The sequence below is a fragment of the Pseudomonas sp. NPDC089918 genome (assembly GCF_050280605.1).
Taxonomy (GTDB): Bacteria; Pseudomonadota; Gammaproteobacteria; order Pseudomonadales; family Pseudomonadaceae; genus Aquipseudomonas.
The window spans coordinates 39,531-58,965 of record NZ_JBNNVP010000017.1; the positions used below are offsets into that span (position 1 = coordinate 39,531).

Consider the following 19,435-nt stretch of genomic DNA (forward strand, 5'->3'; position numbering starts at 1 on the left):
CAGGGGCTGACCCCCTGTTTTCACTGCTTTGAATAAGTAACTACTCTTCACTCGCTTCCTCCACTTGGTGTGATTACTTGCACACTCATCCGCGGCGTCGCCAGATCCAGCCCGGCTTCATCCAGATGGCGCTTGAGCGACAAATTGAACGCCCGGGAAACTTCCCACTGCTTGATTGGCGCGGTCTTGAAGCGTGCGCGAAGAATCGCGTTGCCGGATTCGAAACTTTCTACACCCTGAATCTCCAGCGGCGACCAGATGTTTCGCCGTTGCAGCGGGTCGGTGCGCATTTTCTGGCCAACTTCGCGCATCAGTTTGATCGCCTCGTCGATGTCCATGTTGGAGGGCACCGCCACCCGGAAGATCGCGTAGCCGAATTCCCGGGAGTAGTTCTTGATGCTTTTGATTTCGCTGAACGGAATGGTGTGAACGATGCCGTCGATGTCCCGCAGGCGCACGGTGCGGATGGTCAAGCCTTCGACCGTGCCCAAGTGGCCGCCGACGTCCACGTAGTCGTCGATGGCCAGGGAGTCTTCGATGATGATGAACAGCCCGGTGATCAGGTCGGCCACCAGTGATTGCGCGCCGAAACCGATGGCCAGGCCGATCACACCGGCACCGGCCAGCAACGGCGTGACGTTCATGCCCATGTTCGCCAGGGCGACGATCAGCGCAATGATGAAAATCGCCACGAACAGCACGTTGCGGATCAGCGGCATCATCGTCTGTGCGCGGGCATTGGCCAGGCCTTTGCGCGAGCGGGTGAGGGCGTGATGCACGGCGGTGTCACTGAGGATCCAGATCAGCCAGGCAAAAATCAGCGTGCCGCCGAGGCTGAACAGTTTGACGCTGACCTCATGGCCTTCGCCTTCGGTGAAACGGATCAGCGACATCCCCCAGACGCGCAGGCCGAGTTCGATGAATGCCAGCCACACCAGCAGATGGGCGAGGGTGTAGAAGAAGCTTTTCAGGCGATCCGAATACAGCGCGTGGCGCTTCACGCTGCGCTGCGGTTTGAGCGAATGGCGGCGCACTAGCCCATTGATGACCATGCACAACACCAGCAGCACAGTGCAGATCAGTGACTGACGCAAGGCCGTGCTGGTGTCGCCGGCGGAGACGAAGGTGGCGAACAGCGAGATGCCCACCAGCACCAGCGCTGGCAGGTACCAAAAGGTGCCGAGGATTTCGATCGTGTCGCTCAAGGCCCGGCGAGTCAGGCGCCGGGACAGCGGTTGGTTGCGGATCAAGTGCGCGATGGGCCGACGGAAACGCAAAACGAAAAAACCGGTGGAGATCGCCGCCAACACATTGGCGAACGTCGCTGCGGTGTGAGCCAGGTGACTGCCGAGACTGGCGATCAGGCGCGGATCGTTCAGGGCTTCACCGAAGGCAGCGAAACTGCCGATCAGCCACAACGGGCGGAAGGCCTGATGCCGCAGGATGTACAAGGCACGGTGACGATGCGGACCATCCAGCACGGAAAACGCGATCACGCAGATCGCCGAGAAACAGGTACCGACGACCAGCGCATAGGCCAACACCATGGCCAAGCTTTTGCCCAATGACGAAGGCAGGGCGTAGGTCATGTAAACCGTCATGACCAAGGCAATCAACCACGGCCCGAGTTTGCGCAAGGCGAAGCGCAGCATGTCCAGCGCCTTCGGGTGTTGTGGCAGTTCTTCGGTGAGACCAAAGCGCATGCGTACCCGGTGGCCGAGCCAGATCAGGGCGGCGGCCAGCAGGCTCCAGACCATCAGGATTACAGCAAAAGCGAAGATGATCGGCAGCCATTCATTGGCCGGAAGCATCAGCGCCGCCAGTTCATCCTTGGCCAGATCGACCTCTTCGGACCAGCGATTGAGCGGACTGTCGGTGCCGGAAAATTGCTTTTCGAGACCGGCCAGGGTGCCGCCGATCAGCCCCAGCACGCCTTGTTCAGTGGTCGGCTGAGCCTTTTGGGTGACGTCGCGAAGTTTTTTCAGGTCCGTCAGTAGCTGAGTCCGCTGCTGATCGTTTTCCAGGGACTTGATGACTTCGTCCAGCGATTGCCCCAACGGCTCTTGTGCTTGCGGCTGGGTTTTCGCCGAGCCATTGAGCAACCCCGGCAAACCGACCGCTTGGGCAGGTGCCATCGGCAGCAGTGTCATCAGGCAGGCAAGGAGCAAACATGGCAGGGCAAAAAGACGAGCGAACACGGTCGACCTCGGATGAACGAATCGGCCGAGTGTACGAGCCCGTCAAAATCAATGCGAGCCAGGCGCGAGGATTTATTCGTTGAGTTTGGCGAGGATCTTGTAGATCACAGTGGCGAGGATCATCAGCATGCCAACCCACATCGCGAACACACCGGCGTTCTTGTCGCGAAAGTTGAAGCCGATGGCCAGCATGATCATCCCGGAAAGAATCGGGATCAGCATGGCGTGGAACGAAGACAACGAGATCATGGTGACAGCCTTGTCGGAGAGGGTACTGCAAGTCTAGGCGGCTTTCGGACGAGCGGAGGTGATGGAGATCATTGTGGCGAGGGAGCTTGCTCCCGTTGGGCTGCGAAGCAGCCCCAAAACAAGCAATATCGGATTATCAGACAGGCCGAGTTCGCCAAGGTACGACTGCTTCGCAGCCGAGCGGGAGCAAGCTCCCTCGCCACAAAAGTTACCTTTTAATCACTAAGGACTACGGCAATTCGCGGCAGGTGTAAAACGCGCTCAGCACTTTGACCAGATGTGCCAGGTCATGGCTGCCGCACAACTCACGGATCGAGTGCATGGCGAACGTCGGCAGGCCGATGTCCACAGTGCGCACGCCCAGGTGGCTGGCGGTGATCGGGCCGATGGTAGAGCCGCAGCCCATGTCGCTGCGTACCACGAAGCTCTGCACCGGTACTTCTTCGGCCATGCACAAATGGCGGAAGAACCCGGCGGTTTCGCTGTTGGTGGCGTAGCGCTGGTTGCTGTTGACCTTGATCACCGGGCCGGCGTTGAGTTTCGGGCCGTGGTTGGCGTCGTGCTTGTCCGCATAGTTCGGATGCACGCCGTGGGCGTTGTCGGCCGAAACCAGCAGGGATTTCTGAATGGTCCGTACGAATTCATCCCCTTCGGGCAACAGACGACGCAGGGTTTGCTCAAGCATCGGACCGTCGGCGCCACAGGCGGAGCAGGAACCGACTTCTTCGTGATCGTTGCAGACCAGCACGCAGGTTTCGTCGGTTTCGGTCGTCAGCAAAGCTTGCAGGCCGGCGTAGCACGACAGCAAGTTATCGAGGCGCGCACCCGCAATGAAATCGCCATGCAGGCCAATGACCGCTGCGCTTTGGGTGTCGTAGAAGCTCAGCTCGTAATCGAGCACTACGTCAGCGTTCAGGCCGTGTTCGCGGGCCAGTTGATCGGTGAGCACGGCGCGGAAGTCCACGCGCTCGTCACCGGCGAATTGCGCGAGGATCGGCGGCAGTTCGGTCTGGGCATTGATCGCCCAGCCCATATTGGCTTCACGGTTGAGGTGAATGGCCAGGTTCGGAATGATCGCGATAGGTGCCTTGAAGTCGATCAACTGGCTCTCGACCTTGCCATCACGGCGGAAAGTCACGCGGCCGGCCAGAGACAGATCGCGGTCGAACCACGGCGCCAGCAATGCACCGCCATAGACTTCGACACCCAGTTGCCAGAAGCCCTGGCGTTGCAGTTCCGGCTGGGGTTTGACCCGCAGGCACGGGCTGTCAGTGTGCGCGCCGACCAGTCGGATGCCGCCGTGCAGGGGCGAATGACGGCCCATTTTGAACGCGACGATCGAAGAGTCGTTACGGGTGACGTAGTAACGACCATTGGCTTCAGTGGTCCACGGCTCGCGCTCGTCGAGGCGCATATAACCGGCCGCTTCCAGACGCTGAACAAGGCTGGCGGTGGCATGGAACGGGGTAGGGGAGGCCTTGAGGAAGTCGATCAGGCCTTGGTTCAACTCTTCGCGCATAAGAAGCTCCAGACAGCAGTGGCGCCAGTTTAACGTATTGAAAGCGCAAAGTGCGGCGGGCCTGTTCTTGGTGGCGATGAGTCTTAATGTGGCGAGGGAGCTTGCTGTGGCGAGGGGGCTTGCCCCCGTTCGGCTGCGAAGCAGTCGTAAATCCTGCAGATGCGGTTTAGCTGGTTTCAGGAGTGCTTCGCACTCCAACGGGGGCAAGCCCCCTCGCCACAAAAGCACGCTCATTGACCGTTAAAACGGTGCGGGGCACTCGAAGCGCAGGCGTTCGCCCGTCTGCGGATGAGTGAAGCTGAGCATGCTCGCGTGCAGGCACAAACGTGGCCAGGCAGCCAGTGCCTGTTCATGGGCATAGAGTCCGTCACCTAGCAGCGGGTGACCTATCGACAGCATGTGCACGCGCAACTGATGAGAGCGGCCGGTGATCGGCGTCAGTTCGACGCGGCACCAGTCACCACAACGCTCCAGCACACGCCAGAACGTCAGGGCATGCTTGCCGAATTCGTGGTCCACCACGTGGCGTGGCTTGGTTGGAGGGTCGTAGCGCAGGGGCAGGTCGATGCTGCCGCTGTCCAGTTCCGGTTGTCCCCAGCACAGGGCGGTGTAGGCTTTTTCGGTTTCGCGGTCGTGAAATTGCCGAGACAGCTCGCGATGAGTGTCCGGGTCACGGGCCAACAGAATGATACCGGACGTTTCCCAGTCCAGCCGATGGACGATTCGCGCTTCCGGGTAGCCGTTTTCTTGCAGGCGCGTAATCAGGCAGTCCTTGTTGTCATCGGCCCGACCGGGGACGGAGAGCAACAGGGTCGGTTTGTTCACCACCAGTACGGCGGCGTCCTGATGAATGATGCGGATGTTGGACAACGGCATTAAAACAGCCTCGTAACAAACGCCAACGGCGGCTCAGAACCCTAATGCCCAATGCAGGAGCTGCCGCAGGCTGCGATCTTTTGATTTTGCTTTTAAAACAAGATCAAAAGATCGCAGCCTGCGGCAGCTCCTGCAAAAGCCTGAAGGTTCTGAGCCGCCGTGGCTCCCGCCGGATCGACTCAGCGATCTGGCAGGGTGATATTGAGTTCCAGGATCGAGCAACTGCCCTGGTTTTCCAGAGCGACGTGCACGTCATCGGACCCGATATTGACGTACTTGCGGATCACTTCCACCAGTTCCTTCTGCAAGGCTGGCAGGTAATCCGGCGTACTGCGCTGGCCGCGTTCATGCGCCACGATGATCTGTAGACGCTCTTTCGCTACCGACGCGGTGCTGACCTTTTTACTGGCACGAAAGAAGTCAAAAAGGTTCATTACCTACCTCCAAAAAGGCGCTCGAAGAATCCCTTCTTCTCAACATCAAGGAACCGGTGTTCACGACTTTCGCCCAGCAGGCGGTCAACGGTATCGCTGTAGGCCTGACCAGCGTCGCTCTGGTCGTCGAGAATCACCGGAATGCCCTGGTTGGATGCCTTGAGCACCGCCTGGGATTCAGGGATCACGCCGAGCAATGTCACCGAGAGAATATCCTTGACGTCTTCGACGCCGAGCATTTCGCCCTTGCTTACACGTTCTGGATGGTAGCGGGTGATCAGCAGGTGTTCCTTGATCGGGTCTTCGCCTCTTTCGGCGCGACGGGATTTGCTGGCCAACAGGCCCAGCATACGGTCCGAGTCACGTACGGAGGAGACTTCCGGGTTGGTCACTACAATCGCTTCGTCAGCGAAGTACATGGCCAGGTGGGCGCCTTTCTCGATGCCCGCCGGGGAATCACAGACGACGAAATCGAAGTCTTCCTTGAGCTGCATCAGGACCTTTTCGACGCCTTCGACAGTCAGCGCGTCTTTATCGCGAGTCTGACTGGCGGCCAGCACGTAGAGGTTTTCCAGACGCTTGTCTTTGATCAGAGCCTGTTGCAGGTTGGCTTCGCCGTTTACCACGTTGACGAAGTCATACACCACGCGGCGCTCGCAACCCATGATCAGGTCGAGGTTACGCAAGCCGACGTCGAAGTCGACGATAACTGTTTTGTGACCACGCAGAGCGAGGCCGGTACCGATAGCGGCGCTGGTGGTGGTCTTACCCACACCACCCTTGCCGGATGTAACCACGAGAATCTTGGCCAAGGTGTTTTACCCCTAAGGAAAAAGGACGTTTAGCCCCTGAAAAACATCTCTTGAAAAACTACTGCAGTCGGACAGCCTTGGCTGGAATCCGGTTCTGAGCGGCGTTTACCCCCGGTAAACACTGCTTTTGGCCTTTTTCCTACTTCGTTTGAGCCGTTTTCGCTACGTTTTAGAGATGCTTGGAAAATGCGGCAGTATCCGTTAAAGCCGAATGATGTTCAACACGTCGCCCGACAGGCTGACTTGTACGCCCGCGCCCCACAATGGATCACGACGCAGATCCTCGGAAACCTTGTAGTGGCCAGCGATAGAGACCAGTTCAGCGGTCATTTGCTGACAGAAAATCCTGGCTTTCGTGTCACCTTTGACGCCGGCCAAGACACGACCGCGCATCGCGCCGTATACATGGATGTTCCCATCGGCGAGAAGTTCCGCCCCCGGGCTGACCGACGAAATCACCACCAAATCGCAACCCTGGGCATAAATCTGCTGGCCACCGCGTACGGGCGAGGTGATGATTTTGGTTGGTTTGATGGTCGGTTCCGGTGGTTTTTCCGGTTTTTTCGCAACGGTGCCTTCGTGCGGGTCGAGCGGGCGTTCACGGGCGCCGGACGGCGGCAGCACCGGCAGATCGACGGCGATGGCGGCGGCAATGTCTTCAATGCGGCTGGCACGGATCGCCAGTGTGCGCAGGCCATGCTGGCGGCAGATGCGCATCAGCCCCGGCAGATCGACCGAGGCTTCGCTGGCCGGAAGTTTGTCCAGGGCCAGGACCAGCGGCGCATTGCTGAAGAAGTTTGGCGCCTGGGCGACCTTGGCGGCCAGTTGCCGATCAAGGTTCTCAAGGTCGTTACGGGCCAGTTCCAGCACCGTAATGGCAAGCATACTGCCCTTCAACTGGAACACGGGATCTTGGTCTAGCGGTTCGGTTTGGCTCATGGTCGGCATACAACGACTTGTCACTAAAAGTGCCGAGACTTATAACGAGAACGCCCGCAGGCCGCAAGCCGGGTCGAACGATGTAGAATGCGCGGCCACTGTCTTGACGGAACCTTTAATGGATCGCCCGCGTTTTCGAACAGCATTTCTTTCTCCACGTTTCTGGCCGCTGTGGTGTGGCTTGGGGCTGTTGTGGCTGATTGTGCAGTTGCCATATCCGGCGTTGCTGTCGGTCGGTCGCGTCTTGGGTGCCTTGATGTATCGAGTGGCCGGCGACCGACGGCGCATTGCCAAGCGCAATCTTGAGCTGTGTTTCCCTGAAAAGTCCGCTGCCGAGCGCAAGCGTCTGCTCAAGGAAAACTTCGCCTCCACCTGCATCGCCTTCTTCGAGATGGCCATGAGCTGGTGGTGGTCGCGCAAGCGTCTGGCGAAACTGGCCCATGTCGAAGGCCTGGAGCATTTGAAGCAGGCCCAACGCGACGGCAAGGGCGTGATTCTGATGGCCGTGCATTTCACCACGCTGGAAATCGGTGCGGCACTGCTCGGTCAGCAACACACCATCGATGGCATGTACCGCGAACACAAGAATCCACTGTTCGACTACATCCAGCGTCTTGGTCGCGAGCGGCACAACCTCGACTCGCTGGCGGTGGAGCGTGACGACGTGCGCGGCATGCTCAAGCTGCTGCGCTCAGGCCGAGCGATCTGGTACGCGCCGGATCAGGACTATGGCGCCAAGCAAAGTATCTTCGTGCCGCTGTTCGGGATTGAAGCGGCAACCGTCACCGCCACCAGCAAGTTCGCACGGCTGGGCAAGGCACTGGTAGTGCCATTCACTCAGCAACGCCTGGCGGACGGCAGTGGTTATCGGTTGGTGATTCATGCGCCGCTCGAGGGCTTTCCCGGCGAGACGGAAGAGGCTGACTGCATTCGGATCAACCAGTGGGTCGAAAGTGCTTTGCGCGAATGTCCGGAGCAATACCTCTGGGCACATCGCCGCTTCAAGACCCGTCCACCGGGCGAGGCGAAGCTGTACACCAAACGCGGTTGAGTCACCGATCCCTTTAAGCACCATGGAGTGTTGCGATGAGTTCTGCTGAACCGGTTACAGGGTTGATACTTTCCGGCGGCGGGGCTCGGGCGGCTTATCAGGTGGGCGTGCTGGCGGCGATTGCCGAGCTGCTGCCGGTGGGAGCGGCGAATCCGTTTCCGGTGATCGTCGGTACTTCGGCTGGCGCGATCAACGCGGTCAGCCTGGCCAGTGGGGCAATGGACTTTCGCGGCGCGATTCAGCGTCTGACTGCCTTCTGGCAAGGTTTCCGCAGTCATCTGGTATTGCGCAGCGACTGGCCGGGGGTGATCCATCAAGCCACCCGGTTTGTCAGTCACAGTCTGCTGGGGATTGGCGCTCAGGTGCCAGTGGCCCTGCTCAACAGCTCGCCGCTGCGCGGTTTACTCAACGAAAAACTGCACATGCCCGGAATTGCCGAGGCCATTGCGCAGAAGCAATTGAAGGCGGTGGCGGTCACGGCGTTTGGTTATGAGTCCGGTCAGGCCGTCACGTTTTATCAGGGCGGCGGCACCATCGAAGCCTGGTTGCGCCATCGGCGAATCGGCGTGCCGACACAATTGAGCGTCGAACATTTGCTGGCCAGTTCGGCGATTCCGTTATTGTTTGCGCCGGTGAAAATCGGCGAAGAGTATTTCGGCGATGGCGCGGTGCGTCAATCGGCACCGATCAGCCCGGCCCTGCACCTGGGTGCCAGCCGGGTACTGGTGGTGGGCGTCAGCGGCAACCCGCGCGGGGTCGACCCGCAACAGCCGCTGCAACGCGCCTACACAGGTCAGCAGCCGACCCTGGCGCAAATCGGCGGGCACATGCTCAACAGTACGTTCATTGACAGCCTGGAAAGTGATATCGAGTTGCTGCAGCGTCTGAATCAGTTCAGCCATCTGTTGCCCGACGGCGCGCCGAGTCGGGCATTGGGAGCAGCGCCGGTGGAGGTGCTGGTGATTTCGCCGAGTCAGCCGATCGATGAAATTGCGGCGCGGCATCGCCAGGAATTGCCGGCGGCCTTGCGTCTGTTTTTGCGCGGGCCGGGGGCGACCAAGACCAGCGGGGCAGGGGTATTGAGTTATCTGCTGTTCGAGGCGGGATATTGCAGTGAGTTGATCGATCTGGGGCGGCGCGATGCGTTGGCCAAGCGGGATGAGCTGTGCCGGTTTCTGGGGGTGTCATAAAGCAAAAGATCGCAGGCTGCGGCAGCTCCTACCCCGGATGCGCACGTCCGTAGGAGCTGGCGAAGCCTGCGATTTTTTGACTTTAAATCAGAAGTGGAACTTCACCAGGAAGCTCGTGTTGCTCTGATCGGTCTTGAAGTACTGGCTGTCCTTGATCCCGTACTTGTCTGACCAGTAGTCGTACTCGACACCGACGTACAACTGCTTCTCGCCGATGTTCAGGGCTTTGCCCAAGTCGTATTTGATCTGTGGGTTGAAGTGCAGGTTGGCGTGGTAGGTGCCTTTGCTGTTCTTGTCGTTATCGACTACCCAGTCCATAAAACCATCGATCAGGATATTCGAATCGCCCACGGGAATGGTGTAGGACCAGGCCGGTGTGATCTGCCAGACGTTGTCACCAGCACGGCTGCCTTCGGTGTGACGCTGGTAGAAGTTCAGCTGGAAGTAGTCGAACCCGGGAATCGCCAGGTCGAAACCCGGACCGATCAGGTAGGACTCGGTATCGCCCTCACCGAACTCGTACGTCATGGCCAGCAGCACGTCTTTGATCGGGCCGAACGCCAGTTTCTGGTCGAAGATCTTGCCAAACGACAAGCGTGGGCTGATTTCGCCGTAATAGGTGTTCGAGCCGACGCCGCTGTCTTCCTTGCCGTTGTAGAAAATCTTGTCGACGAACACGAAGTTGTCCCCGTATTTCCAGGCATCGGCGTGCTCGAAGGTGACGGTTTGCTGAATGCGCGGGTTGACCTGGAAGTCCTTGCCATAGAGGTAGGTCAGGCTGTTGTTCTGCCATTGCAGCAAGTCGCCGGCCATTGCCTGGCCCCCGGCCAGCAAGGATCCCGCGAGCATCAGGCTGGTGCACGTACGTCTCATTCGGTTGCTCCCAAAAAGTAGGTGGTTCCACGTTATTTTTCTAAGGTCGGCGCTCTGGTGTGGCGCCTTTTCTTTGCTGTAAAAACAATCCAGTCGGTCAGCTTTAGTGCTGTTAGCAAGAGCTGAGCCAAGGCTTTCAAAAAGTAAAAAAACGCCCGCTCGGCTGTTCGAAAACAGTCGATTGAGCGTCAATTCGAGAAGCCTTGGTACTGTCCAGAGCCGGGATAAGTTGTCTTTCTGGTCAGGAATTAAATCCGCGCTTTTTTTTAGAGCGGATTCGGGCGGGCGCGGAGAATACTGACTCCTTGGCCAGGTCTCAAGTGCCCCGCAACAGAGCACCGGTGACAGGTATCGGGCACGGTTGCGGGCCATCTTAAAAGTGCACCTTTACCAGCAGGCTGGCGGTGTTTTGGTCAGTGTCAAAGTTGGCGCTGTTTTTGATTCCGTACTTGTTTTTCCAATAGCTGTATTCGGTGCCGACGTAGACCCGTTTCTCGCCCCAGCCCAACGCCTTGCCCAGGTCGTACTTGATCTGCGGATTGATGTGCAAGTTGGCGTGGTAAGTGCCGCGTGCGTTGCGATCGTTGTCCACCACCCAGTCCAGATAGCCATCGATCAACAGGTTCGAATTGCCTAGCGCAACGCTGTAGGACCAAGTGGGAGTGATCTGCCAGACACCATCACCGGGGCGTGGGCCTTCGGTCTGGCGACGATAGAAGTTCAAGGTGAAGTAGTTGAAACCCGGTACTGCCAGATCGAAACCCGGGCCGATCAGATACGCTTCGCTGTCGCCTTCGCCATACTCGTAAGTCATGGCCAGCAATACGTCCTTGATCGGGCCAAACTCGAAACGACGGTCGAGTATCTTGCCAAAGGACAGGCGCGGACTGAATTCGCCATAGAAGGCGTGGGGGCCTTTATTGCGGTCTTCTTCGCCGTTGTAGAAGATCTTGTCGATGAACAGGAAGTTATCGCCGTACTTCCATTTGTCGGCGTGCTCGAACGTCACCGTCTGCTGGATCGACGGGTTGATCACGAAATTCTTGCCGTACAGGTAGCTCAGGCTATTGGTTTGCCACAGCAGTAAATCGCTGGCCATGGCCTGGCTCGCGGCCAACAGGCCAGAGCCCAGCAGCACGCTGGTTTTTGTCCGAGTCATCTGTTGCTCCCTTTTGTTTTTATTGTTTGAGGCACAGGTAGCCACCCCTGTGGGAGCGAGCCTGTTCGCGATGGCGTTGGTTCAGTCAACACTGATGTTGAATGTCATACCGTCATCGCGAGCAGGCTCGCTCCCACAGTGGGTGTGTCTTTTAGTGGGTCAGTGCGGGTGGGCGTGGCAGCCGGCTTCCTGAAGAATCTTGATCCCGGTGGCGGCGACCATGCCGAACATCGCAATCGCCGTACCGCCCAGTACCGCAGGTGGAATCGACGCCACCAGTAGCGCCGCTTTCGGCAGTTGCAAGAGGGGTAAACGCTGAATGGCGGGTGCGTCGGGGATACGGGCTTCGGATAGCTCGGACATGCAACACCTCGGATCTTTTTTATTCTTGTGATTTGTGTATCGGGTGGACCTGTGACGAGGGGCTTGCTGTGGCCACAAAAGCCCCCTCGCCACAACGGTGTGTTGCTTATTGGGTTTGAGCTCCCTGAACAATCCACGCACCGATCAGGTCGCGCTCTTGCTGGGTCATCTGGGTGATGTTGCCCAATGGCATGATCTGGCTGGCGACAGCCTGGGCCTGGATGCGCGGGGCCTGAAGCTTGATCTGCTCGGGGGTATCGAACATCACGCCCGCCGGCGCCGCGCTGAACAGCGGGCTGGTGGGTTTCGCCGAATGGCAGACCGTGCAGCGTTCCTGGATCACGTCGTGCACCTTGTCGAAGGCAGGACCGGCATTGGATGCCTGGGCGGGTGCAGTTTCAGGGGCTGCCGTCGGTGCAGCTTCAGCCGGTTTCTTGCCGCCGCCGAGGGCTGTTTCCGGCAGCGGCTGATACTCGATGGCCCCAGGCGCCTTGGCCACTTCAGGTGCGCTGGACATTGGCGCCGGCCCGGTCACATAGGCCAGGCAGATCATGCCGACCGCCGCAGCGGGCAGGGTCCAGGCGAATTTGTGGCTGTCGTGACGGGTGTTGAAGTAGTGACGCACCAACACCGCCAGCACCGCGATCCCGGCCAGGATCAGCCAGTTGTATTGGCTGCCGTAAGTGCTCGGGAAGTGGTTGCTGATCATGATGAACAGCACCGGCAAGGTGAAGTAGTTGTTGTGTCGCGAACGCAGCAAGCCTTTGGCCGGCAGCGCCGGATCGGGCGTGCGGTTCTCGGCAATCGCCGCCACCAATGCGCGCTGCGCCGGCATGATGATGCGGAACACGTTGCCGACCATGATGGTGCCGATGATCGCGCCGACGTGCAGGTACGCACCACGACCGCTGAACACTTTGCTGAAGCCGTAAGCGGCGCCAATGATCAGCACGAACAGGATGAAACCGAGCAGGGCAGGGCGTTTGCCCAGGGCCGAGTCGCAGAGGAAGGAGTAGATGAACCAGCCGACGAACAGCGAGCCGATGCCCAGCAGGACACCTTCAGGGCCGGTCAGGCTGCTGCCCGGAGCGAGCAGGTAGAGCGTCGGGTTGGAGTAGAACACCACGCACAGCAGCGCGACCCCCGACAACCAGGTGAAGTAGGCTTCCCATTTGAACCAGTGCAGGTTGTCCGGCATGGTCGGTGGAGCCAGTTTGTATTTTTCCAGGTGGTAGATACCGCCGCCATGGATCGCCCACAAATCGCCCGCCAGCCCGTTTTTCGGGTTGACCCGATTGAGGTTGTTCTCCAGCCAGACGAAATAGAACGACGCGCCGATCCAGGCCACGCCAGTGATCATGTGAACCCAGCGCACGCTCAGGTTCAGCCATTCCAACAGATGTGCTTCCACAGTCTTTACCTCTCGCCTGTCACTCTGTTGTCGAGTGATCAGACCTTCTCTTATTGGTGGGGGGCGAGGATCAAACGCTCATCCTCTTTGAAAAAATGCTCATCGCAGTTATTGCCTGTGCCACTGCGATCAACCACCAGGAAGTCATCCCGCTTTTCGATCGTCAGCACCGGATGGTGCCAAACGCCGCGATGGTAATTAATGCCCTGCCTGCCGTTGGTGACGAAGGCGCGGACCAAGCCTGATACAGGTTCATCGCCAAGTGGCGCGACCACGATCAGAAAGGGGTTGCCGAGCAGCGGAATGAAAGCCTGGCTGCCCAGCGGATGACGCTCCAGCATGCAGACGGTCAGCGGCATGTCCTGCGCGTCGGCGCGGAAGATGCTGATGATCGCGTTGTCCTCTGGCGTGGCGGTTTCTACCGTCGCCAGTTTGTGAAAGCGCATGGTCGAACCGTTGTTGATCATGAAGTGATCACTGCCGTCGGTTTCGATCACGTCACCGAAAGGGGCGAAGGCTTCTTTGGTCAGCGGTTCAATCGTCAATGTGCGCATGCTGGTCTTCTTTTCCGAATTCTGTGTTGTTTGTTGATCGTTCCCACGCTCTGCGTGGGAATGCAGCCCGTGACGCTCCGCGTCACATCCAAAGCGGACGCAGAGCGTCCATTGATGCATTCCCACGCGGAGCGTGGGAACGATCATTACGGCTTACTTGGCGACCTTGCCCAAAACGCGCAGGCGGCTCACGCCCCCATCCGGGAACACGTTCAGGCGGATGTGGGTGATCGGGCCCAGTGCCTTGATCTGCTCGGCGAAGGTATGTTCGGCGTGCATTTCCAGCTTCTGGCTTGGCAACAGTTCACGCCAGAACAGCGACTGGGTTTCGATCTGGCTGTCGGTGCCGCCTTTCACGAATGCACCCTGGATCGAGCAAGTGTCCGGGTAGTTGCCTTTGAAGTGCAGGGTGTCGACGATGACTTTCTCGATCTCGCCCGCATGACCCAGCGCGACGATCACCCAGTCATTGCCCGGCGTGCGACGACGTGCGGTTTCCCAGCCATCGCCCATGTTGATGCCACGACCCGGGTTGAGGATGTTACTCATGCGTCCGAAGTGCTCGTCGGAGCAGGCCAGCGCCCGGCCACCGTTCAGGGCTGCGGCCAGGTCGACCTGTTCGTTGTCGCCCACAGCCGACCAGTCGCGGTAAGGAATGCCGTACACACGCAGACGAGCCACGCCGCCATCCGGGTAGATGTTGAAGCGCAGGTGGCTGAACGCCTGGTCGTTATTGATTTCGTGGTAGTGGTGGCTGTTGCCTTGCAGCTCGACGGCGGACAGCACTTCAGTCCACTGGGTGTTTTCGTCCGGCTCGCCCGAGGCCAGGAAGCAGGCTTCCAAGGAAGCCGATGGCGGGTAGTTGCCGGTGAAGAATGAAGTGTCGATGTCCACGCCCTTGATCGAGCCCGGTACGCCCAGGCGGATCACCGCGCTGTCGTAGCCTTCGAAGCGCTTGCGGCGCGACTCCCAGCCGTCCATCCACTTGCCGTTGTCATCGAACACGCCCTCCTTCCACACGGCCGGGGTCGGTTGGAACAGACGGTTGGCGTCGGCGAACCAGTCATCGGTGACCGAGATGATTTTGGTGCCCAGGCGGGCGTCGGCCAGGTTGACGAACTTCTCGAAAGGTACGGCGTAAGCTTTCATTCTTCTTGTCTGCCTTTAATAAGTTGGCTTGGGATGCTTGCAGGGCCCTGAGCGTTTTCCGCGTTTTTTAACGCTCGGGCCAAGTTCGCTATAGGGTCAGTAATCGGAACAGGGCGATCTTGTTGATCTGCGCCAGCGCGCATTTGAATTCGGTGTCGACCGAGTTGTGGATGCGCGTTTCGAACGCTGCGAGGATCTGATGCCGGTTGCTGCCTTTTACCGCCATGATGAAGGGAAACTTGAACTTGGCCTTGTAGGCGTCGTTCAGCTCGGTGAAGCGCTGGAACTCTTCGGCCGTGCATTGGTGAATACCCGCGCCAGACTGTTCTTCAGTGCTGGCAGCGGTAAGCTGGCCCTGGACGGCGGCTTTGCCGGCCAGGTCCGGGTGAGCGTTGATCAGGGCCAGTTGGCTTGTGTGATCAGCGCTCAACAAGATGTCGCTCATGCGCTGGTGCAGGGTTTCGATCTCGTCGATCGAAGGGTCCTGGCCCAGGTCGAAGGCCTTCTCGGCCACCCATGGCGAGTGTTCGTAGATGTCGGCGAAGGCGGCGACAAACGCGTCGCGGCTCAGGGACGATGGCTTCAGGGTTTGGAAGCGGCTCATTTCGCGGCCCCTTGATACGGGTGGGTTGTGTGCCAGTGGCGAGCGATGTCGACGCGGCGGCTGAACCACACCTGTTCATGACTTTTAGCGTATTCGATAAAGCGTTTGAGCGAAGCCAGACGCGCTGGACGGCCAATCAGCCGGCAGTGCAGGCCGATCGACAACATCTTCGGTGCCTCGGCGCCTTCGGCATACAGCACGTCGAACGCGTCTTTGAGGTATTCGAAAAAGTCGTCGCCCTTGTTGAAGCCCTGGACCTGGGTGAAGCGCATGTCGTTGGTGTCCAGGGTGTACGGGATCACCAAATGCGGCTTGCCGGTCGGGTTGTTCGGTTCCCAGTAGGGCAGGTCGTCGTCGTAGGTATCGCAGTCGTAAAGGAAACCGCCTTCTTCCATCACCAGCCGACGGGTGTTCGGGCCGGTGCGGCCGGTGTACCAGCCCAGTGGGCGCTCGCCGGTGATTTCGGTGAGGATGCGGATCGCTTCGAGCATGTGCTCGCGTTCCTGCGCTTCGTCCATGTACTGGTAGTCGATCCAGCGGTAGCCGTGACTGCAGATTTCATGGCCAGCATCGACCATGGCGCGGATCACGTCCGGGTGGCGCTGGGCGGCCATGGCCACGGCGAAGATGGTCAGCGGAATGTCGAATTCCTTGAACAGTTTCAGAATCCGCCAGACGCCGGCACGGCTGCCATACTCGTAAAGGGATTCCATGCTCATGTTGCGCTCGCCTTGCAGCGGCTGCGCCGAGACCATTTCCGAGAGGAACGCTTCGGACTCTTTATCGCCGTGCAGGATATTGCGCTCGCCACCTTCCTCGTAGTTGAGCACGAAGGACAGCGCGATGCGGGCATTGCCCGGCCAGTGTGGGTGAGGAGGGTTACTGCCGTAACCGATCAGGTCGCGTGGATAGTCAGCGCTCACTGCAGTCTTCCTTCTTGTTCGTGTCGACTTGTTCAAAGTCAGGGTGTGTGTGGCGGCCTGGCGATGAGAGGGCAGGCTGGCGTCACAGCGATGGGTTGATTGTATACAACTTTATGTTCACTTTGTAAGCCTGTTTTTTTGCATTTTTCATAGGCTATCCACTTTGAAGGGTACTGCAAGAAACCTGCCTGACTGGTCAGCTAATGGATAGGAGGTCCTCTGATCTCATGGTTCGGCGCAAGATTCGCTGACAAACCCTGAATGGAGGTGGCAGCGGTAAAAATGTCGTTTTTATTGTGTACAATTTTTATGAAAAGTGTCTTAATCAGTCGCTCGCCGCAGCTTTTCGTGCTCCGAAACGGTGCGGTCTCCTTTTCAACTGACTTCGGGAGGCGCGAGGTCTGACTGCTCCACGCAGGCAGGCGCGCAGAATCAATGGGACGTTTGACTACACACGTTTTGGACGCTGCACACGGTTGCCCGGGCAGTTCGATCAAGGTCGAGTTGTACCGCGTTGAAGGTTCGCAGCTGGAATTGGTCGCCACTGCGCTCACCAACAGCGATGGCCGTGTCGATTCGCCGCTGCTGCAAGGTGATGACTATCGGTCCGGGGTCTATCAGCTTCAGTTTCATGCGGGTGATTACTACCGCGCTCGTGGGGTTCAGCTGCCTGAGCCTGCGTTCCTGGATGTGGTGGTGCTGCGTTTCGGCATCTCTGCGGAACAGGATCACTACCACGTGCCGTTGTTGATTTCGCCGTATAGCTATTCGACCTACAGAGGAAGCTAGGACTTTTCCCCCAGCCCCTTCTTCTCAAAAAAGCTGCGCATAAGCTTCTTTGGTCTTTCGCCCGCTCACACTGCGGGCTTTTTTTTGCCCTGAGATATGTGGTGTTGCTGATGACGCCTTCGCGAGCAAGCCCGCTCCCACACTGGATCTTCTGCGAATACATTATTTATGACCGGCAGAGATCAAATGTGGGAGCGGGCTTGCTCGCGAAGCTTTTGCTTTTAACGACTCAACAACGACGCCGCACCAGCCCCGCTAAACAACCCCGCACTGACCCGGTTAAACCAGCTCTGCCCATTGCCGCTGCGCAAATACCGCGCCGCGCCGTGAGCCCCCAACCCATAAGCCAATTTGCACAGCAGATCCAGCACGGTCCAGGTGGCAATCATCACCAGCAATTGCGGCAGGAACGGTTGCTCAGCACTCAAAAACTGCGGCAGGAAAGCGGCGAAGAACAAAATGTCTTTCGGATTGCTCGCGCCGAGCATGAACGCGCGCCCGAACAGTGCACGAAAGCGCGGCACCGGCGCAGCCTGGGGCACTTCGGCGCCTTGGGAGGGCTGACGCGATTGTTGCCAGCTCTGCCAGGCGAGATAGAACAGGTACAGCGCACCGACGATTTTCAGGGCGCTGAACAGCTGTTCCGACGCCAGCAACAATGCGCCCAAGCCAAGCGCCGAAGCACTGAGCAGGCAGATCGAGGCAATCACGCCTCCCAGAAACGCCGGGTAAGAGCGGCGCAAACCGTAATTCAGACTGTTGCTGATCATCAGCAAAGACAGTGGCCCCGGGATCAGGATCACCACCAGCGCAGCGCCGCTGAACAGCAGCCAGGTTTCCAGACTCATCACTTTCCTCCCTATATGCAAAAGCCTCACCCGACGGGGTGAGGCTGTTTTGAAACACTGTTTTTGAAACGTAGACGGCTTACAAGAAAATGAACTTGGCGATGAAGATCGCGCAGAGCACCCACAAACTGACGGAAATTTCCTTGTGTTTACCGGTGAAAGCCTTCAGCACCACGTAAGTGATAAAGCCCAGCGCGATACCGTCGGCGACCGAGAAGGTCAGCGGCATCATGATCGCGGTAACGATCGCCGGAATGCTGTCGGTGGCTTCGTCCCATTCGATATGCGCCATGCCGCCCATCATCAGCATCGCCACATAAATCAGCGCACCGGCGGTTGCATAAGCGGGGATCATGCCAGCCAGCGGTGCGAAAAACATCGCGGCAATAAATAGCACACCTACGGTCACGGCGGTAAGACCAGTCCGACCACCAGCGGCTACACCAGCGGCACTTTCCACGTAGCTGGTGACCGGCGGAACACCGACCACCGCACCAAATACGCTGGAAGCACTGTCGGCTTTCATGGCGCGAGAAAGGTTTTCGATCCGGCCGTCAGCGTTCACCAGGTTGGCGCGCTGGGCGACGCCCATCAGGGTGCCGGCGGTGTCGAACATGTGCACGAAGAGGAAAGCGAGTACCACGCTGATCATGCTGACGTTGAATACGCCGGCGACATTCATGGCCATCCAGGTCGGTGCCAGGCTCGGCGGGGCTGACATAATCCCTTCGTAGTGCACAAGGCCCAGGCCCCAACCAGCCAGGGTCACGGTGATGATGCTGATGAGGATCGCACCGAACACTTTGTGGTAGCTGAGCACGGCGATCATCAGGAAGCAGATGGCCGCCAGCAGCGGGCCAGGCTCGCGCAGGGAGCCGAGCTTGATCAGGGTGGCCGGGCTATCGACAACGATGCCCGCGGTTTTCAAGCCGATCAGCCCTAGAAACAGACCCACACCGGCGCCCATGGCAAAGCGCAAACTCACTGGAATGCTGTTGAGCAGCCATTCGCGAATCCGCGAAAAGGTCAGGAACATGAACAACACACCGGAGACGAACACCGCACCGAGGGCGGTTTCCCAGTTGTAGCCCATGGTGCCGACCACGGTGTAAGTGAAGAACGCGTTCAGGCCCATGCCTGGTGCCAGGCCGACCGGCCAGTTGGCGTACAGGCCCATCAGCAGGCAACCCAGCGCGGCGGCGATGCAGGTGGCGACGAACGCCGCGCCGTGATCGATGCCGGCATCGGCCATGATGTTCGGGTTGACGAAGATGATGTAAGCCATGGTGATGAAGGTTGTCAGACCGGCGATCAGCTCGGTCTTCACCGTGGTGCCGTGCAAGCTGAGTTTGAAGATGCGCTCCAGCCAGCCATTGCGTAATGGCGGCGAGAGTTCCAGCGTCGGGGCTTCGGATTTGCGGCTTTCCACAGCGAGTACTCCTCAAGAGTTTTATTGTTATTTCCAGGGCCGGACCCATGAGGGTGGCAGCGACC

Annotated in this window: 19 protein-coding genes and 1 pseudogene; 3 read left to right on the forward strand and 17 right to left on the reverse strand. The window is 58.8% G+C overall.

The genetic code is table 11. The features are described from left to right. Positions 1-47: 47 nt before the first annotated feature. From ACQKPC_RS14265 to minC, 7 genes are all read right to left on the reverse strand, one after another. Entirely contained in the window at positions 48-2,198 is a 2,151-nt protein-coding gene (locus ACQKPC_RS14265) for a mechanosensitive ion channel family protein (protein WP_427625187.1), read from the reverse strand. Positions 2,199-2,270: 72 nt separating this feature from the next. Beyond that, positions 2,271-2,447 (reverse strand): hypothetical protein, encoded by a 177-nt coding sequence (locus ACQKPC_RS14270; RefSeq protein ID WP_007898847.1) that lies wholly within the window; start codon positions 2,445-2,447, stop codon positions 2,271-2,273. Between the two features lie 229 nt (positions 2,448-2,676). Then, positions 2,677-3,966: a M18 family aminopeptidase gene (locus ACQKPC_RS14275; RefSeq protein ID WP_008073688.1), complete on the reverse strand. Its 1,290-nt coding sequence runs from the start codon at positions 3,964-3,966 to the stop codon at positions 2,677-2,679. Positions 3,967-4,206: 240 nt separating this feature from the next. Then, the gene (locus ACQKPC_RS14280; RefSeq protein WP_008073690.1) at positions 4,207-4,842 is read right to left on the reverse strand and encodes an RluA family pseudouridine synthase; all 636 of its coding nucleotides are present in this window, start codon (positions 4,840-4,842) and stop codon (positions 4,207-4,209) included. Positions 4,843-5,021: 179 nt separating this feature from the next. Beyond that, positions 5,022-5,276 carry a cell division topological specificity factor MinE gene (gene minE, locus ACQKPC_RS14285; RefSeq protein WP_007898843.1) on the reverse strand — a complete coding sequence of 85 codons (255 nt, stop codon included), beginning with the start codon at positions 5,274-5,276 and terminating at the stop codon, positions 5,022-5,024. Next, entirely contained in the window at positions 5,276-6,088 is an 813-nt protein-coding gene (gene minD, locus ACQKPC_RS14290) for a septum site-determining protein MinD (RefSeq protein ID WP_223487639.1), read from the reverse strand. Before minD ends, minE begins: the two co-directional genes overlap by 1 nt. A gap of 201 nt (positions 6,089-6,289) precedes the next feature. Then, positions 6,290-7,027, reverse strand: coding sequence for a septum site-determining protein MinC (minC, locus tag ACQKPC_RS14295; RefSeq protein WP_032830770.1), 738 nt, complete (start codon positions 7,025-7,027; stop codon positions 6,290-6,292). A 118-nt stretch (positions 7,028-7,145) separates the two neighbouring features. Here minC and ACQKPC_RS14300 point away from each other — a divergent pair, with 118 nt between their 5' ends. Continuing rightward, positions 7,146-8,078 carry a lipid A biosynthesis lauroyl acyltransferase gene (locus ACQKPC_RS14300; RefSeq protein WP_427625188.1) on the forward strand — a complete coding sequence of 311 codons (933 nt, stop codon included), beginning with the start codon at positions 7,146-7,148 and terminating at the stop codon, positions 8,076-8,078. A 35-nt stretch (positions 8,079-8,113) separates the two neighbouring features. Next, positions 8,114-9,268, forward strand: a complete 1,155-nt coding sequence (locus ACQKPC_RS14305) for a patatin-like phospholipase family protein (RefSeq protein ID WP_427625190.1) — start codon at positions 8,114-8,116, stop codon at positions 9,266-9,268. An 87-nt stretch (positions 9,269-9,355) separates the two neighbouring features. Here ACQKPC_RS14305 and ACQKPC_RS14310 read toward each other — a convergent pair whose 3' ends face one another. The 8 genes and pseudogenes from ACQKPC_RS14310 to puuE form a co-directional block, all read right to left on the reverse strand. Further along, positions 9,356-10,141, reverse strand: coding sequence for an outer membrane protein OmpK (locus ACQKPC_RS14310; protein WP_427625192.1), 786 nt, complete (start codon positions 10,139-10,141; stop codon positions 9,356-9,358). Between the two features lie 373 nt (positions 10,142-10,514). Next, the gene (locus ACQKPC_RS14315) at positions 10,515-11,300 is read right to left on the reverse strand and encodes an outer membrane protein OmpK (protein ID WP_427625193.1); all 786 of its coding nucleotides are present in this window, start codon (positions 11,298-11,300) and stop codon (positions 10,515-10,517) included. Positions 11,301-11,483: 183 nt separating this feature from the next. Beyond that, positions 11,484-11,606, reverse strand: a pseudogene (locus ACQKPC_RS14320) (solute carrier family 23 protein); the annotation flags it as partial. A gap of 163 nt (positions 11,607-11,769) precedes the next feature. Then, a complete protein-coding gene (locus ACQKPC_RS14325; protein WP_427625195.1) occupies positions 11,770-13,074 on the reverse strand; it encodes a urate hydroxylase PuuD in 1,305 nt (434 codons plus the stop codon). A 50-nt stretch (positions 13,075-13,124) separates the two neighbouring features. Then, positions 13,125-13,628, reverse strand: coding sequence for an ureidoglycolate lyase (locus ACQKPC_RS14330; RefSeq protein ID WP_008005655.1), 504 nt, complete (start codon positions 13,626-13,628; stop codon positions 13,125-13,127). A gap of 153 nt (positions 13,629-13,781) precedes the next feature. Further along, positions 13,782-14,777 (reverse strand): allantoicase, encoded by a 996-nt coding sequence (gene alc, locus ACQKPC_RS14335; RefSeq protein ID WP_427625197.1) that lies wholly within the window; start codon positions 14,775-14,777, stop codon positions 13,782-13,784. A gap of 88 nt (positions 14,778-14,865) precedes the next feature. Next, positions 14,866-15,381 (reverse strand): 2-oxo-4-hydroxy-4-carboxy-5-ureidoimidazoline decarboxylase, encoded by a 516-nt coding sequence (uraD, locus tag ACQKPC_RS14340; protein WP_427625199.1) that lies wholly within the window; start codon positions 15,379-15,381, stop codon positions 14,866-14,868. Next, a complete protein-coding gene (gene puuE, locus ACQKPC_RS14345; RefSeq protein ID WP_427625201.1) occupies positions 15,378-16,304 on the reverse strand; it encodes an allantoinase PuuE in 927 nt (308 codons plus the stop codon). The genes uraD and puuE overlap by 4 nt, the downstream gene beginning before the upstream one ends. Before the next feature lie 435 nt (positions 16,305-16,739). On the opposite strand from puuE, the gene uraH reads away from it, so the two are divergent. Further along, positions 16,740-17,093, forward strand: coding sequence for a hydroxyisourate hydrolase (uraH, locus tag ACQKPC_RS14350; RefSeq protein ID WP_007898824.1), 354 nt, complete (start codon positions 16,740-16,742; stop codon positions 17,091-17,093). A 221-nt stretch (positions 17,094-17,314) separates the two neighbouring features. Here uraH and ACQKPC_RS14355 read toward each other — a convergent pair whose 3' ends face one another. Continuing rightward, positions 17,315-17,941, reverse strand: a complete 627-nt coding sequence (locus ACQKPC_RS14355) for a LysE family translocator (RefSeq protein ID WP_007898823.1) — start codon at positions 17,939-17,941, stop codon at positions 17,315-17,317. A 79-nt stretch (positions 17,942-18,020) separates the two neighbouring features. Next, a complete protein-coding gene (locus tag ACQKPC_RS14360; RefSeq protein ID WP_123496256.1) occupies positions 18,021-19,370 on the reverse strand; it encodes an NCS2 family permease in 1,350 nt (449 codons plus the stop codon). Positions 19,371-19,435: the final 65 nt, after the last annotated feature.

Excerpts from the sequence above, each read along its gene's own strand:
- ACQKPC_RS14300 (WP_427625188.1), top strand. The coding sequence starts at position 7,146 with ATGGATCGCCCGCGTTTTCGAACAGCATTTCTTTCTCCACGTTTCTGG.
- ACQKPC_RS14315 (WP_427625193.1), bottom strand. The coding sequence starts at position 11,300 with ATGACTCGGACAAAAACCAGCGTGCTGCTGGGCTCTGGCCTGTTGGCC.
- ACQKPC_RS14355 (WP_007898823.1), bottom strand. The coding sequence starts at position 17,941 with ATGAGTCTGGAAACCTGGCTGCTGTTCAGCGGCGCTGCGCTGGTGGTG.
- uraH (WP_007898824.1), top strand. The coding sequence starts at position 16,740 with ATGGGACGTTTGACTACACACGTTTTGGACGCTGCACACGGTTGCCCG.
- alc (WP_427625197.1), bottom strand. The coding sequence starts at position 14,777 with ATGAAAGCTTACGCCGTACCTTTCGAGAAGTTCGTCAACCTGGCCGAC.
- ACQKPC_RS14280 (WP_008073690.1), bottom strand. The coding sequence starts at position 4,842 with ATGCCGTTGTCCAACATCCGCATCATTCATCAGGACGCCGCCGTACTG.
- uraD (WP_427625199.1), bottom strand. The coding sequence starts at position 15,381 with ATGAGCCGCTTCCAAACCCTGAAGCCATCGTCCCTGAGCCGCGACGCG.
- ACQKPC_RS14270 (WP_007898847.1), bottom strand. The coding sequence starts at position 2,447 with ATGATCTCGTTGTCTTCGTTCCACGCCATGCTGATCCCGATTCTTTCC.
- ACQKPC_RS14305 (WP_427625190.1), top strand. The coding sequence starts at position 8,114 with ATGAGTTCTGCTGAACCGGTTACAGGGTTGATACTTTCCGGCGGCGGG.
- minE (WP_007898843.1), bottom strand. The coding sequence starts at position 5,276 with ATGAACCTTTTTGACTTCTTTCGTGCCAGTAAAAAGGTCAGCACCGCG.
- ACQKPC_RS14310 (WP_427625192.1), bottom strand. The coding sequence starts at position 10,141 with ATGAGACGTACGTGCACCAGCCTGATGCTCGCGGGATCCTTGCTGGCC.
- ACQKPC_RS14275 (WP_008073688.1), bottom strand. The coding sequence starts at position 3,966 with ATGCGCGAAGAGTTGAACCAAGGCCTGATCGACTTCCTCAAGGCCTCC.
- ACQKPC_RS14330 (WP_008005655.1), bottom strand. The coding sequence starts at position 13,628 with ATGCGCACATTGACGATTGAACCGCTGACCAAAGAAGCCTTCGCCCCT.
- minC (WP_032830770.1), bottom strand. The coding sequence starts at position 7,027 with ATGAGCCAAACCGAACCGCTAGACCAAGATCCCGTGTTCCAGTTGAAG.